The 14906-nt window shown below is 73.9% G+C and carries 6 protein-coding genes; 4 read left to right on the top strand and 2 right to left on the bottom strand.

The genetic code is table 11. The annotated features are described in order from the left end of the window. Positions 1 to 227 precede the first annotated feature (227 nt). From ACFXDE_RS29830 to ACFXDE_RS29815, 4 genes are all read left to right on the top strand, one after another. Positions 228 to 500, top strand: a complete 273-nt coding sequence (locus ACFXDE_RS29830) for an HPr family phosphocarrier protein (RefSeq protein WP_380497785.1) — start codon at positions 228 to 230, stop codon at positions 498 to 500. 321 nt (positions 501 to 821) lie between these two features. Then, positions 822 to 1172, top strand: a complete 351-nt coding sequence (locus ACFXDE_RS29825) for a hypothetical protein (protein WP_380497783.1) — start codon at positions 822 to 824, stop codon at positions 1170 to 1172. 217 nt (positions 1173 to 1389) lie between these two features. Beyond that, complete coding sequence (locus ACFXDE_RS29820; protein WP_380497781.1) at positions 1390 to 1980, top strand: carbonic anhydrase; 591 nt, start codon at positions 1390 to 1392, stop codon at positions 1978 to 1980. 44 nt (positions 1981 to 2024) lie between these two features. Next, on the top strand, positions 2025 to 3488 hold the full coding sequence (locus ACFXDE_RS29815) for a SulP family inorganic anion transporter (RefSeq protein WP_380497779.1): 1464 nt from the start codon (positions 2025 to 2027) through the stop codon (positions 3486 to 3488). A 141-nt stretch (positions 3489 to 3629) separates the two neighbouring features. Here the strand turns inward: ACFXDE_RS29815 and ACFXDE_RS29810 are convergent, their stop codons facing one another. After that, a complete protein-coding gene (locus ACFXDE_RS29810; protein ID WP_380497778.1) occupies positions 3630 to 11195 on the bottom strand; it encodes a LamG-like jellyroll fold domain-containing protein in 7566 nt (2521 codons plus the stop codon). A 231-nt stretch (positions 11196 to 11426) separates the two neighbouring features. Continuing rightward, complete coding sequence (locus ACFXDE_RS29805) at positions 11427 to 14702, bottom strand: hypothetical protein (protein WP_380497776.1); 3276 nt, start codon at positions 14700 to 14702, stop codon at positions 11427 to 11429. Positions 14703 to 14906: the final 204 nt, after the last annotated feature.

The following is a 14906-nucleotide window of genomic DNA, read 5'->3' as shown; positions in this document are numbered from 1 at the left end:
CTCGATGTCCGGGCGTAGAACCAAACAAAACAACACGCTAACGGGCGTGAAACCACCGACCGCCCGGTCTCCGTCACTGCCCCCGTACCGCGAAGACCCGGCGCGAACACGGTGGCCCGCGCTTCACCCCGTGCGCGGGCCACCGTGCCCCACTCCGCTGCCGACCCGGTTCCCACCCGGGTCGGCGGTCACTTCCTCCACCTCCTCCACCTCCTCCAAGGACTCCCATGCACTCGATCCAGGTCACCGTCGGCTCCCGGAGCGGCCTGCACGCCCGCCCGGCGTCCCTGCTCGTCCAGGCCGCGGCCCGCCAGGCGGTCAAGGTCACCGTCGGCCGGCCGGGCCGGCCGCCGGTCGACGCCCGCAGCCTGCTGTCCGTCCTCGCCCTGGCCGCCGGCTGCGGCGAGACCCTGGAGCTCGCCGCGGTCGGCGACGGCGCCCAGGACGCGCTCAAGGAGCTCGCCGACCTGCTCGCCTCCGACCTCGACGCGGCGGCATGAGCGAGCACGGCGAACGAGTCATGAACAGGCGCGCACGGGCGACGGCCCTCGGCGCGGTCGTCCATGAGGTGACGCCGGCCCCGACTCCCCGTCCGACAGGGCGGCAATTGCGAATACCCGGACCATCGGATTCCGATCAGAAAAGGGTGATGAATTCGTGATGGGCCATGCCGAATACCACCCCGGCCGCGCCCCGTTCTCACTCATCCGGCAATACTGATTCACGCATTGTTCACCGGCCTATCGGAACTGACTCCCTTTCACGCTCGTCATCCTCGACAGGAGTTCAAGAAAAAGCCAAGGGTGCGGAAGGAATCGGCAATGTCTCTGGTCGGGAGGGTCGTCGGTGCCGTCGCCGTGGCCCTCCTGGCCGTGCTCGGCGTACTGATGCTCTCCCAGTCCACGGCCGCGCTCCTCCGGGAGGACGGCTGCCCACGGGTCGTCGCACAGGCGAAACTCGCCGAGGACGCGCCGGCTCCCAAGAACCTGCCCGGCCTCTGCTGGACCCGGCCCCGGAACGTCGAAGTCCAGGAGCGCCGACCCGAGTTGACCTCCGTCCTCGCCGACGAAGCGCCCTCCCCCGGGATCGCGTCGCCGGCCGGTGGCCCCGACGCGCCGTACTGGGCCCGCAGACAGCCCAGAGCGGCGGTCCTCCAGGTGTTCCGCTGCTGATCGGCGCCGACCGCGCCCGCACGCTCACCGGTGGCGCGCTCACCGGTGGCACGGACACCCACACGTCCACGCCACCGCGCGTCACGGCGGTTCGCGACGGTCCACGGCAGTGCTGCCCCTGCCGTCACCGTCGCGCTGCAACCTGCCTCCGTACCGAGCGGGCACGGTCCCGAAGTCTCCATCCCCACAAGACTTCCGAAGGGCCCGAGGCACCGACATGCAAGCATTCATCGACCACGCCCGCACCTTCCACCGCCGCGCCGCACAGACCGCCGACGACTTCGAGCGGCTCGCGGCCGGCCAGCACCCGCAGGCCCTGTTCATCACCTGCTCCGACTCCCGCATCATCCCCTCCGCCGTCACCGGCGCCCGCCCCGGCGACCTCTTCGAGATGCGGACCGCCGGCAACATCGTCCCGCCGTACCGGCCGCGCGTGCCGTCGGCCGAGGCCGCGACCATCGAGTACGCGGTCGAGGTCCTGGGCGTCGCGGACGTCGTGGTGTGCGGCCACTCCCACTGCGGCGCCGTGGGCGCCGTCGTGCGCGGCGACGACCTCACCGGCGTGCCCGCGGTGCGGGACTGGCTCGCCGAGGGCGCCGAACTGACACCCGGCCAGGAGCCGGACCAGGACCTCGCCGGCCCCGTGCAGCGCCACGTCCTGGACCAGCTGGCGAGGCTGCACACCCATCCGAGCGTCGCCCGCCGCGTCGACGCGGGCCGCCTCGCGCTGCACGGCTGGTTCTACGAGGTGCACACCGGCGCGGTCCTCACCCACCGCCCCGGCACCGACGCCTTCCTGCCGCTGTGATGCCGCGGCCCACCACCGACGAACCTCCACGGATGAGGGCTCCCATGCGCTTTCCCACTCTCAAGTACGACGTCACCGCTTCGCTCGTCGTGTTCCTCGTCGCCCTGCCGCTGTGCGTGGGCGTCGCCGTCGCCTCGGGCGTGCCCGCCGAACTCGGCCTCATCACCGGCATCGTCGGCGGCCTGGTCACCGGCATGCTGCCCGGCAGCAGTCTCCAGGTCAGCGGCCCGGCGGCCGGGTTGACCGTCCTGGTCGCCGAGACCGTGCAGCGCTTCGGCCTGCCCGCGCTCGGCGTCGTCGTCGCCGCGACCGGCCTGCTCCAGCTGCTGCTCGGCGCATTGCGCTGGGGCCGGTGGTTCCGCGCGATCTCCGTCGCCGTGGTCGAGGGCATGCTGGCCGGCATCGGCCTGGTCATCATCGCCGGCCAGCTCTACGCGATGGCCGACAGGCCCGCCCCCGCGAGCGGCGTCGACAAGCTCCTCGGCCTGCCCGGCCTCCTGTCCCAGCTCGTCTCCTCACCCGCCGCCCGCCAGTCCTTCGCGATCGGCGCGGGCACCATCGCCGTGATCGTCCTGTGGCAACGGCTGCCGGCCAGGGTACGGGTCGTCCCGGGCGCGCTCGTGGCCGTCCTGCTCGCCACCGGCGCCGCCTGGCTGCTCGACGGCCCGGTGAAGAAGGTCGAGGTCAAGGGCCTCCTGGACGCCATCCAGCCGCCCGACGCCGGCGTGCTCGGCCAGTTCACCCCCGCCCTGATCGTCACGATCGTGGCCTTCACGCTCGTCGCCTCCGCCGAGAGCCTCTTCAGCGCGGCCGCCGTCGACCGGATCCACGACGGGCCGCGCACCGACTACGACAAGGAGCTCATGGCCCAGGGAGCGGGCAACGCGCTCTGCGGCGCCCTCGGCGCCCTGCCGATGACCGCGGTCATCGTCCGCAGCGCGACCAACGTCCAGGCCGGCGCCCGGACCAAGGCGTCCCGCGTGCTGCACGGCGTGTGGCTGCTGCTCTTCGCCGCGCTGCTCCCGGCGGCCCTCGCCGTCATCCCCGTCGCGGCCCTCGCCGGTGTGCTCGTCCACGCCGGGTTCAAGCTGCTGCCGTTCAAGCAGCTCGGACCGCTGTGGCGCGAGCACCGCCCGGAGGCACTCGTCCTCGCCGCCACCGCCGTCGCCATCGTCACGGTCAACATGTTCGAAGGCGTGCTGATCGGCCTGGGCCTGTCGATCCTCAAGAGCGCCTGGGAGACGTCCCGCCTGCACGTGGAGACGGACGAGCGTCCCGACGGCGTCGTCCGGGTCCGCCTGACCGGCAACGCCACGTTCCTCCGGCTGCCCAAGCTCCTGGACGCCCTGGAGGCCCTGCCCGCCGACCGCGTCGTCGAACTGGACCTCACCGGACTCCGGCACCTCGACCACGCCTGCCAGAGCGCCCTGACCACCTGGGCCGAGCACCACAACGCCCACGCCCCCGAAGCCGTCCGGCTGATCCCCGCCCTGGCCGGCCCGGCGTGACAGCCGGGTAGGAACGCCGCGCCGCCGCGCCGGGATTCCGGTGCGGCGGCGCGGCGTTCGACAACCTACGGTCCCGACGGGGACCGGTCGGACGTCGGATCCGGGCCCTGGCGCGGGCGGACCCGCACCAGGACCCGGGGCTCAGGCCTCGACGCCGTAGTACTGGGCGAGGAAGCCGATCACGTCGTCGGCGTGCGGGAGCAGCTCCGGCAGTTCCCGGGCGAGCGTGGTGCGGGTGGCGTCGGCCAGTTCGGGCAGGCCGGTGGCGGCGGACTTCACGTACGGGTCGAGGCGGCGGACGAGTTCGTAGTTGCTCTCCACGTCCAGCTGCCGCATCGCCTTCTCCAGCGGGGGCGCGTCGGCCGGGGGGATGTCGGGCAGGACCCGGCTGACGAAGGTGACCCGGTGCAGGACCCGCCAGCACGGCGGCTTGCGGTCCGACTGGCGGGCCTGGCGCAGCGCCGCCGCGTTGGGGTCGTGCCCGTTCTCCAGCCAGAGGGGGTCGACGACCTTGTGGAAGAAGGTGTCGAAGTGCTCGCTGTCCTCCCCGAGGTAGAAGCTGAGGAAGCGGTAGGCGTCGACCTTTCCGGGCACCTTGACGGGCTGTCCGTCACGGTCGAAGACCGGGTTGCGGTCGCCGTCGTAGCTCTGCAGGTTGCTGCTGGGTGCGACCTCGACCTCCAGGCCGAAGGAGCGGGTGGCCTCCTTGCCGCGGGCCCGGGTGCTGGTCATCCCGCCGCCCACCGAGGCGTCGAGCTGGGCGCCGACGCCGATGCCGGCGATCTGGAACGACGTGCCGATCGAGGTGCCCACCGACCCGGAGAGCGAGTACGAGCCGGCCGTGGTCTCGCTGACCACGTCGGTGGTCTCGGTGGTCTCGGCGAAGAAGCCCCCGGCGGCCGTCCACACGTAGGTGTTGACCAGGTCTCGGCGGGAGAATCCCTGCCCCGTCGCGCTGTCGGTGGCGTCCCGGCCGCGGGCCGGCGAGGCGTCCGCGCCGATCGCGCCGCCGAGCACCCGGCCGGCCCGCTGGGCGAGCGGGTCGGGGGCGTGGGTCTCGGTGGAGACGCTGTCGTAGTAGCTGTGCAGGCGCTGTTGGTCGCGCTGGATGCGGCGCTTGAGCGCGTACGCCTCGCGAGGCTTGAAGTAGCTGTACTCGCCCCGGTCGCGGGCCCCCTGGTAGTCGGGGTCGGCGACCTTGCCGCGCTCGTCGAAGCCGACGGTGCCGTCCAGGGTGCCCTGCTTGGTGTAGCGCGGGTTGATCGGGAAGGGGACGACGTTCCAGTCCTTGGGGATGTCCGGGTTAGGCTGGATGCGGTAGGCCACCAGTGCGCCGCTGTGCGCCAGGCGCAGCGCGAAGACGTCGGCGGTCTGCGACTGGACGACGGCGAAGCCGGTGTTGGCCGGAACGTACCGCCGGCCGGCGGTGGGGTTGAGCACCCGGCCCGGGTCCTCCCAGTGGCCGGTGAGCGTGACCTTGGTGGTCCGGGCGGTGTTCTCGCCCTGGGAGACGGAGGTGTCCTCGGCCCAGCTGTTGGAGAACTCCAGGTTGCCCCGCACGCTCGCCGAGACCCCGCCCTTGGCGATGGACTTGGCGATGCCGAAGCCCAGCGGAGCGGTGATCATCCAGACGTCGACGTCCACCTCGTTGGAGAGCGCGAAGCCGAAGGCGGCGTCCACGCTGCGCTCCTTGGCGGAGGACAACGAGCGGACGACCTGTTCGGCCTCGGTGAGCTTGACCGTGGAGGCGCCCTCGAAGGTGTCGCTGCCCGGGTCGGTCAGGCCCGCGGTGAGGTTCTCCGAGGGGATCGGCGGGGCACCCTCGACGTAGCCGATCAGCTGCGGGTCGAACTGGACCTGGCTGACCCACTCGCTGACCAGCTCGCCGACCTTGTAGCCGGTGATCAGGTGCCAGCGGCCGTCCTGGAGGTAGCTGTAGGCGCGCTTGAGGACGCCGAACGCCTCGCCGCGCGAGCCGTACTGCATGTCGGCGTACTCGGCGACCGCCGGGGCGGCGGAGACGCTCTGGTGGAACGGGGTGCGCAGGCCGGCCAGGGCCGAACGCACCTGGGCGGCGTCGTTGGAGACCGGTGCGCTGGACAGCACCGTGCGCGGGCGGGTGGCTTCCGGGCCGAACTCCAGGTGGTTGCCGCGCAGGCCCTCGTCGCGGACCTGGGCGGCGCTCGCCTCGGTGGAGTCCCGGTCGAACGGCCAGTAGGCGACCAGGTCCTCCTTCTCGCCCTTGAGCCGGGTGAACAGGTTGTCCAGCAGTTGCTCGTGGGTGCGGGCGGTGCGCCAGATCCGCACTTCCTCCAGCACGCCGTCGAACGCCTCGGCGGGTTTGCCGCCCTTGAGCACCGCGCCCAGGGTCAGCTGCGCGTCGCCGTTCTCCGCGAAGGCGGCGGTGTCGGGCAGGCCCGGGGTGCCGGCCGGATCGCAGGCGACGGCGACGCCGTTGCGGTACAGGCGGAAGACGCTGCCGCGCGGGTCGGGGTTGCGCACCCAGCGGGCGCCGCGCAGCCGGGCCGGGTGCGAGCCGGTGGCGTCGGCCGTGGTGCTGCCCGCGTTCTCCTCGAAGCGCCAGTGCGCGACCAGGCCGCGGTCGCGGGCGGTGACGGCGGTGGCGAGCCGGGCGGCGTCCCGGGCGGTGCCCCAGATCCGGACCTCGGCGAGCACCCCGGTCAGCTGCTGGACGGTGGCGCCCTCGCGAGCCCGGCCGAGCTCCAGCGGCGCGTCGTTGCCGCGCGGCCCGGGGCCCTCGTAGCGGCCGGCCCCGATCTCCCGGCCGTCCAGGTGGAAGCGGATGTCCTGCCACTCGCGCACGGCGAGCGACTCCACCAGCTCGACGCTCTGAGTGACCGGCTTGCCGTCGGCGCCGGTGGCGGTGATCTGCTTGGTGCCCTTCTGCTCCTGCATCGAGCGGCCGCCCTTGCGGACCACGGCGATGCGGTGGAACTGCCCGGCCCGCACGCCCTCGGTGGAGGTGAAGCGCACGGCCCGGCCGTCGGGCTCCTCGAAGGCGAACTCCAGTCGCCCGTCCGGGAGGACGGCCAGCCGGTACGGCACGCTGCCGCCGACGCCGTCGGCGGTGCGGCCCTTGGAGAGCAGGCCCTGGGTCTCGCCGAGGCGGTCGACGCGGGCGAACACCTCCAGGGTCAGGTCGTCGGCGATGTCCAGCGCGTCGTCGTCCGGGACTTCGAGGTAGGCGTCGCCGGTCAACTCCACTGCCCAGGACTGCTGGTAGGCCAGGGCGAGGTGGCTCCACTCGCGCAGCGGGAAGGACTCCCGGCTGACCACCCGGCGGTCGCCGACCGCCGCGACGGCCCGGTAGCCGCCGGCGGCGATCGGTGCGCGGGCCGGGACGGGGGTGGGCATGCCGCGCAGTTCGGCGTGCCGGTTGTTGCCGGAGCGGTCGGCCAGCACGGCCTGCGCGCCGGGTGCCGGCGCCGAGTACGTCCAGTAGCCGAGCAGCCCCGCCTCGTTGCCGTTCAGCCGCCGCCCCTGGTCGGCCCGCAGCTCGTCGCCGCCACGCGCCTTGGACCAGAGCCGCACCTCGTCCAGCCGGACGGCGGCGAACTCGCGGGGCCAGCAGGCCACCGAGCCCAACGAGAACCGGCCCTGTCCGCGGTACGGGGCGTCGGCGGTGCGGCGGGCGATCTCCTGGCCGTCCAGGTAGATCACCTGTCGGCGGGTCTCGCGCTGGAAGACGCACGCCCAGTGGTGCCACTTGGTGTCGGAGAACCGCTGGGTGGTGTCCAGGTCGTCGCCGTAGAAGCCGAAGGTGAAGAAGCCGTTCGAGCGGAAGCCGATGTGCAGGCTCTCGCCGGCCCGGCCCTGGTCGCCGCTGTGGCCGAGCACGTAGTGCGACCGGCTGTCGATCGCGGTTCGCTGGGCCCAGAACTCCACCGTGAAGTCGCCGTCGCCGAAGCCGAAGGCGCCGGGCACCACGGCGGCGTCGTCCACGCCGTCGAAGACCAGCCCGGAGGTCGCCTGGGTACCGAGCAGGCCGAGGCCGTACGGGGTGTCCCCGGCGTTGGCATGCAGCAGCCGCACCGGCCCTTCGACCCGCTCCGGGTTGACCCAGGTCTCCAGGGTGAGGTCGCCCGGGGTCGCGGCCCGGGGCAACTGCCCGGCGGGCAGGGCCAGGAACCGGCCCTTGCCGTCGAAGGCGTAGGCCCGGCCCGGCATGTCGGCCCGCCAGCGCCCGCCGTGGCCGCGCACCAGGCCGTCCGCGCTGCCCAGTGGCAGTTCGGCCAGGCCCCCGGGGTCGACGGTGATCAGCCGGGAGCCCTCCGCGAGAGTGGTACCGGGCTGCGAGGACTCGGACCAGCGGTGGTCGTAGCGCACCCGCTGCACGCTCATCCCGGGCTTCAGCAGGGTCCGGTCCGCGCCCGCGCCCAGACGCAGCGACTTCGACCCGGCGGGGTGGCTGCCCTCGAAGCGGAAGCCGTGGCCGCCGACGGTCACGAAGCCGGGCCCGGCCAGCGGCGCGAGGGTGCCCTCGGTGAACTGCACCACGTCTCCGTCGATCCGCAGCACTGTGCCGATCGTGACGGGCTGCTCGGCCGCGCCGTTGACCACGGCGGCGAAGTCCTCGGCCCGGCGGGGCAGGTGCGACCACTTCTCGGTCCGGCCGTCGTGCCGGATGGTGAGGGTGACCTGCATCGGGCTGTCCCCGGCCTCGACGGTGATCCCGGTCCCGGTGAGGTCGGTGTTCGCGTCCCGGGCCGTGAAGGAGACCGTCCGCCCGCCGGCGGCCAGCTGCCGGGAGGGACGCAGCACCTGGCTGTCGTAGTACGCGGCGAAGAACTGGCCGTTGCCGCCCCGGAAGTAGAGCACGACGTTGCCGGTGGCGCTGTCCAGCAGGAACGGGCGGTCGGCGGCGCGGGCGAAGCCCAGCAGTGCCCCGGACGCGCTCAGCCCGGTGCGGTCGACGGTCAGCTGCGGCACGGGCAGGGCGATGTCGTCGGAGCCGCGCACCCCGCCGGTGAGCCGGCCCAGCTCCTCCTGCTTGGCGACCAGGCCGGCCTGCTGGGCGGCCAGGTCGCGGCGCAGCTGGGCGAGCCGGTCCTGCTTGATGCCGAGGAGTTCCAGGCGCTGGGTGAGCTCGGAGATCTGCCGGTTCAGCCGGTCGGTGGTGGGGTTGGTCTTCAGCGAGTTGTCGATCCGCTCCGGGACCAGGACGCCCTCGCCGGAAGCCTTCGCCGTCGCGTAGTCGTACTGAACGATGCGGTCGCCCTGGCTGTCCCGGGCCGCGACCAGCTGGTAGCTGTGCCGGGCCACCAGGCTGTTGCCGTTCCAGCCGTCGAGCGCGAAGTGGGTGGCGGCGTTGTCGGTCTCCCGGGGGTACTGGATCAGGGGGATGTCGTTGCCGGTCCTCCGGTTGTCGACGTTCATGTCGAGTCCGGAGTTGGCGTTCCTGACGAAGTAGCAGGGGTAGCCGTTGAGCGTGGTGCCGGTCGGTTCGAAGGTCCAGATCGTTGACGCGGCCTGCCGGTCGGCGGTGCGCACCAGCGGGGTGATGCTGTCCTTGCGGTCGCCCTGCACCGCGAGGTACTGGTCCTTGCCGTCCTTCTGCAGCTTGAACCGCAGCCGGTAGCGCCAGTAGGTGACGTCGCTCTCCAACGCGGTGCGCGCCTCGGCGCGTTGCCGTTCGACGTCGGGGGCCTCGGCGGTCTCCAGCTGGAGGCGGGTGATCTCGGCCTCCGTGGCGGCGATGTCCTGGCTCAGCCGGGCCACCTGCGCGTCCAAGTCGCCGGCCGCCTCCACGTTCCCGCTGGACTCCGGCGCGGCCAGCAGCGGCAGGGCCAGCTCCTCCGGGACCTGCGCCAGCCGGCCGTCCCGGCCGACGCCGAGGTCCACGGTGGCGACGTGGGCCTCGTCGGTGGCCTGGCCGGTCACCGGGTCGGGCCCGCCGGTGGTGCAGGCGAGCAGCACCCTGGCCTGGCGCTTGACCGGCTTGGACGTCTGGTCGTAGCCGGCGGGCGCGGCCTCCTGCTGGTGGTGCAGCAGCGCGGACAGGCCGGAGACCACCCGGCGCCCGGTGAAGGCGAAGCTGCTGCGGCTCACCCCGGAGTCCTCGCCGACGGGGGCCTCCGACGTGACCCAGGCGGGGCCGCCGCTCAACGCGGCGTGCCGGGCGTGGTCGGTCTGGTCGTGCAGCGTGGTGCCGGCGCCCTCGTCGAAGCGGTAGTAGACGGCCAGCCCGGGTTCGTTGCCGATCAGCCGGCGGCCGCGGTCGGCGGCGATCTCGGCGCCGCCGCGCGGGCGGAGCCAGATCCGGACCTCGTCGAGCTCGCCGCGCCCGTACGAGCGGATGCCGCGCCCCAGGGTGAGTCCGCCGAGGCCGGCGTACGGCATGTCCGTGGTGCGGCGGCCGAGTTCGACGCCGTCGCGGTAGACGATCTGCTCGCGGGTGTCCCGGACGAAGACACAGGCCCAGTGGTGCCAGTCGGTGTCCGCGGTGCGCTGCGGGATGTTCAGGTCGTCGCCGTAGAAGGCGAACGTGAAGGTGTCGTCACCCCGGAAGCCGATGTGCAGGGTCCGCAGCCGGACGCCCTTGGAGGCGCCGTGGCCGATCAGGAAGTCCTCGCGGCCGCCGGTGGCGGTGCGCCGGGCCCAGAACTCCACGGTGAAGTCGGAGTCGGCCAGGTCGAGGGCGCTGCTCGGCAGTTCGGCCACGTCGTCGACGCCGTCGAAGCGCAGGGCCGTCCCGGCCCGGCCGTTCTCGCTCGCCGCCGGGACCAGCGGCCGGCCGGTGAACGGGCACGTGCCGGGCGAGCTCTCGTAGACGGCGTCCCGGTGGCGCGGGTCGGGGCTGGTCCAGGCCTGGGCGCCCTGGGTGTTGAACAGGCCGTCCCGGCCGCGCTCGACGCTGAAGCCGTCGATCCGGCCCGTGGCGTCGTTGTGCGCGAAGATCTGCCAGCGCTCCCGGCCGTGCACGGCGGTGGGTACCAGCAGGGCGGTGAACCGGCCCTCGGAGAGGTTGCGGACGAAGGACAGCTCCTGGGTCGGTTCGACGAACGGCCGGCCCTCCATGTCCTGCGTGCCGAGGCTGTCCTTGGCGGAGTCCGGGCGGCCCTTGTGCCGGCTGCGCCGGTAGCGGACCTCCAGCACCGGCTTCAACTCGCCGCCGGCCAGCACGAACCGGTCGCACAGCAGGGTGGCGTCGACCGCCGGGACCTTGGCCCGACCGCCCGTGGCCAGGTAGTCGGTGCGCGCCGGGTCGCCGGAGGAGCGGGTGCCGTCGGTGAGCCGGAACACCGCGTCCGGGTGGTCGGCGCGCACCGACTGGCGCAGCACGTACAGGTGGGTGCCGTCGGAGAGGACGTGGAAGGGGGCGGCGGCGCCGAGCCGTGCCGTGCTGGACAGGAACCGGTCCAGCTCCTGGTCGTCCAGCCGCTCCGCCGCGTCCGCCTCGACCCGCCCGCCGCGCTTGACGACGGGCATCCGCACGGTCCCCGCCACCGCGTAGCCGACCCGCGCCACCTCGGAGGGGAAGCGCAGCGGCAACGGGTCTTCCGACCAGTAGGCCGCGTCCGCCTCCCCCTTCGCCTCGTCGTGCTGTGACAGGTCCAGGACGCTGTAGACGATGCGCCGTTGGTCGTCCATCGCGAACGCGACCGTGCTGCCCTGGTGCCGCACGGTCGTGGTGTGCACGTAGGCCCGGTCGCTGTAGACCTTCGCCAGGTGCTGCGTCTCCCTCAAGCTGCCACCTCATGCCGGGTGACCGAAGGGCTGCCGTCGGCCACGCGATCAACACGGAACGTGTCCACGCTTTCACCGGATGTGACTGTCCATCAAGACACTTTCGGGCCACGGCACATGACCGATCACGCCATCCGCCCCGGACACCACGGGACGGCGAGTCGGTCGCCGGGTCATCGCTCGCAGTCCGGCTCGGGCGCCCTCCGCGCCGCGCGTCCCCACGACGTCCGCTCACGCCGGATCGGTGAACACCGCCCGCGCGGCGTCGCGGACGTCCGGCCGCGGGTGGCGGCGCAGGCCGTGCAGCACCTCCCGCCAGGCAGCGGGCCAGCCGAGCTGCGCCCCCACCGTCGTCAGTGCGACGGCGAACAGGCCGGGAGCGAGTCCGTCCTCGGCGGCCAGCCGGCGGGCGGCCGCCAAGGCGTGCTCGGGAGCCTCGGGTCGTCCGTAGCCGCGTCGGCGCACCGCCTCGGCGGTGGTCACGGCGAGCGCCGGGCGGTCGGCGACGAGCGCGGCCAGTTCGGCGAGGCGCTCGCCCGTGTCGGGGGCGTCCAGGTCGAGCGCCGTGACCAGTTGGGCAGTGGCCTCGGGCAGGAGCGCGGGTTCGGTCAGCAGGAGTGCGGCGACCTCGCGCACGGTGGCCCGGAAGGTTTCCGCGGGGGCGTCGTTGCTCCAGAGCGAGCCGGTGAGCTTGGCGATCCGCTGCCGGGCCGGCTGGTCGCGGCCGGGGAGGGCCGGGTCCCCGGCGTGCACGGACTCCATCAGCGCGCTCAGCGCGTCCGCCAGGACGCTGCCCGGCGCGCAGCCGCCGAGCGGGTGCGGGGCGTCCGACAACGCCATCCCGGTCAGCGTCCGGGCCGCCCCCTGCCAGCGGTCCCGCTCGGCAAGATCGGTCACGAGAGGGACGAGTGCCCGCACGGCCTCCGGCGCGTACCGTCCCCAGGAGACGAGGTGTCCTTGCGCGGGTACGGCGGTGAAGAGGCCGTCGCCAGTAGCCAACCGGGCCATCAGGCGCGCGAATTCGGGGCGCTGCCCGGCGGGCACCTCGTGCGGGCGCAGGTGCTGGACGAGCATCGTGTGCAGATCCGGCGGTCCGTCGGCCGCGTCATCGAGCACGTCCCACAACGGCAGGTCGGCGATCCGTTCGCCGATCGTCGCCAGGACGGCGGCACGGACGTCCGGGTGCTGCTCGGGCGCGGCGTACGCCTCGCGCAGCAGGGCGGCCGCGTCGGACAGGACCAGGTGTGCGGCGGCGAGCCGGACGGCCTGCTTGCGGCTGGTCGCCTTCGTCCCCGGGTCGAGCGCGATGCGGCGCAGCCCCGGGAGGAGTCCGGCGCTCGGCGCGAACCGGGCGGCGCGGCCCGCCGCGTACAGGGCGACCCGGGCCCGGTCGTCCGCGGCGTGGGAGAGCAACTCGGGCAGCGCACCGGCTGGACGTTCCGTCCAGGGCAGCGCGGCGAGCGCGGCCTCGGCCAGGACGGTCTCGGCGGAGTCCGCGTACCGATACAGCAGGGCTTCGCCGTGGACGGGGATCCGGGCGGCGGCGCGCAGGGCTGCGGCGCGCTCGTCCAGGGTCCGCGCGGGGTCGTCGACCGTACGGGTGAGCTGTTCGACGGCCGCGTGCTGGTGGGCGGGGAGCCAGCGGCCGGCGTCGGCGAGGTCCCCCTCGGTCAGGGGAGTCGCGAGCAGGAGGTCGAGCAGATCGGTGCGGACCCTGGCCAGTGCGGCCCGGACCGGGGCCAGGGTGATGGCCGACGGCCTCAGCGCCAGCAGCCGGGCCACGAGTTCGGGGCCGGCGGCGGGGTTGCGCAGCAGCTGTGCGACGGCCCTTTCGACGGCGGTGTCGCCGCCCGCGTGCAGGACGCGTTCCAGGAGCTCGCCGAGCGCGGGGACTCGTCGTGACCGGGCGCCGAGCGTCTCGGCCAGCGTGAGCAGCAGTGCGGCGTCCCGGGTCCGGGCCGAGCGTTCCAAGGCCTCCCACAGCTCGTCGACCGCCGCCCCTTCGCGCCGTGGCGGGAGGGTCAGGCCGATGCCGCCGGTCCGTTCGACGGTGCGGACGGCCCAGGCGACCAGCTCGCGGGCCGGCCCGCCCGCGTGCTCGCCGAGGACGGCCCCCGCGAGCCGCACGAGGGCGGCGCGGGTGACCGCCGAGCAGTCGCGCGCCGTCAAGGCGTCGTCGGTGAGCCGCTCCAGAGGCCCGGCGGTGGCATCGTCGAAGAGCCGCGGCGGGACGGCCGCGACCGCGTCCAGCGCCTCACGGCGGACCAGGTCCTGCTCGTTGCGCAGTCGTACGAGCAGTTCGAGCGCTTCGTACAACGCGCCCGGCTCCCCGGAGAGTTCCGCCTGGCGGACCAGCTGCGCCCAGGCCCAGCCGCGGTCCAGGACATCGGCTGTGCGGGTCTCGGCCAGCAGCGCCGCCCGTGCCTCGGCGACCGGCAGCAGGACGAGCCGGCCGACGTCCTGGCTGTCCGCGGCCAGCCGGGCCCGCGCCCGCGCGTGCCGCTCCTTCGCGGGCAGCACGGCGAGGACGTCGACGGAGTCCCAGGCGCGGTTCGGGCCCGGCAGCGCCGCCACCTCGTCGTAGAAGGCGGCCCGTCGGGCCGGGGGCATCAGGCGCAGCAACGTCAGGTGGTCCCTGCCGTCTCGGTGCGCGAGCGCGGCGAGGCCGTGCGGCCGGGCGGCGGCCAGTCGGCGGGCCAAGTCCGCCCGCAGCGGCGGGTCGTAGCGCTGACGGCCGATCGCGAGCAGAAGGCGGACGGTCCGTTCGGCGGCGGCGGTGGAGACGGCGGCGAGGTCGGCGAGCCGGTCCCGCAGTGGATGGGGGAGGGCGCCCACGGGGTGGCGCTCCAGCAGCTCCAGCACCCGGGCCGGTTCGCGGGTGGCGGCAGCCGCCAGGCCGAGGGCGTTCCGCTCCCAGAAGCCCTGCCTCAACCCGTATGGCAAGTCGGCGAGTTGACGCCCGGACTCGTCCAGCACGACGACCGGGTGGCGGCGGCCGAGCGAGGTGGAGAGGGTGATCGCATGCGCCAGCAGCGGCAGTTCGGCGGCAACGACCTCGGCCGAGCAGACCGGCAGCAGCCGCGCCGCCTCGGCCACGCCCCAGCGCCTGCGCACGACCGGCACCAGCCGGTCGGCCACCGCCGTACGCCCGGCCCGCAGGATGGCGCGGGCCACCTCCGCACGGACCGCCTTCGAGGCGGTGAGCATCGCGAACTCGAGGTCGTCGCCCGGGACGGGCAGTTTCCCGACCGCCCGGAGCGCGTAGCGGCGCACCACCGGGTCGGGGTCGTCGATCCGGTCGATCAGATGGCGCGCCTGCCGTCCGGCGAGGGCGGCCAACGCGGCGAGCCGACGTTCGTACGGCCCACGGCCGTCCAACTCGGCGATCAGTGACAGCAGTTCGGAGGAGGCGAGGGAGGCGGCGGTGCGGGCCACCTCGCGCAGCCGGAGCGGGTGAGGCAACGGTTCGACGGCGGCGAGCAGCCGGTCGGCAGTCAGCTGAGGCATCGCCGACGATTGTGCCCGGCGGACACCGCGCGGGCACCCGGTTTTCCGCGGCGCACTTTGCTGCGGCTCCGCAGGCCGGCAAGGGATGGTCGCGAGGAGGGACGTGGTCTGCGGGGGCCGGGGGTCGGGGGGGGGCGGCGCGCCGCCCCCCCGACCGGGTTGCGGTCGGCGGCGTCTACGGCGCTTCGCCAGGGGGATCCGGAC

This window comes from Kitasatospora sp. NPDC059408 (assembly GCF_042751525.1).
Lineage (GTDB): Bacteria > Actinomycetota > Actinomycetes > Streptomycetales > Streptomycetaceae > Kitasatospora.
This window is presented reverse-complemented; position numbering and strand designations above follow the sequence as displayed.

What these genes read in the sequence shown, in the direction of transcription:
- ACFXDE_RS29815 (WP_380497779.1), top strand. Translation starts at nt 2,025, where the DNA reads ATGCGCTTTCCCACTCTCAAGTACGACGTCACCGCTTCGCTCGTCGTG.
- ACFXDE_RS29805 (WP_380497776.1), bottom strand. Translation starts at nt 14,702, where the DNA reads ATGCCTCAGCTGACTGCCGACCGGCTGCTCGCCGCCGTCGAACCGTTG.
- ACFXDE_RS29825 (WP_380497783.1), top strand. Translation starts at nt 822, where the DNA reads ATGTCTCTGGTCGGGAGGGTCGTCGGTGCCGTCGCCGTGGCCCTCCTG.
- ACFXDE_RS29820 (WP_380497781.1), top strand. Translation starts at nt 1,390, where the DNA reads ATGCAAGCATTCATCGACCACGCCCGCACCTTCCACCGCCGCGCCGCA.
- ACFXDE_RS29830 (WP_380497785.1), top strand. Translation starts at nt 228, where the DNA reads ATGCACTCGATCCAGGTCACCGTCGGCTCCCGGAGCGGCCTGCACGCC.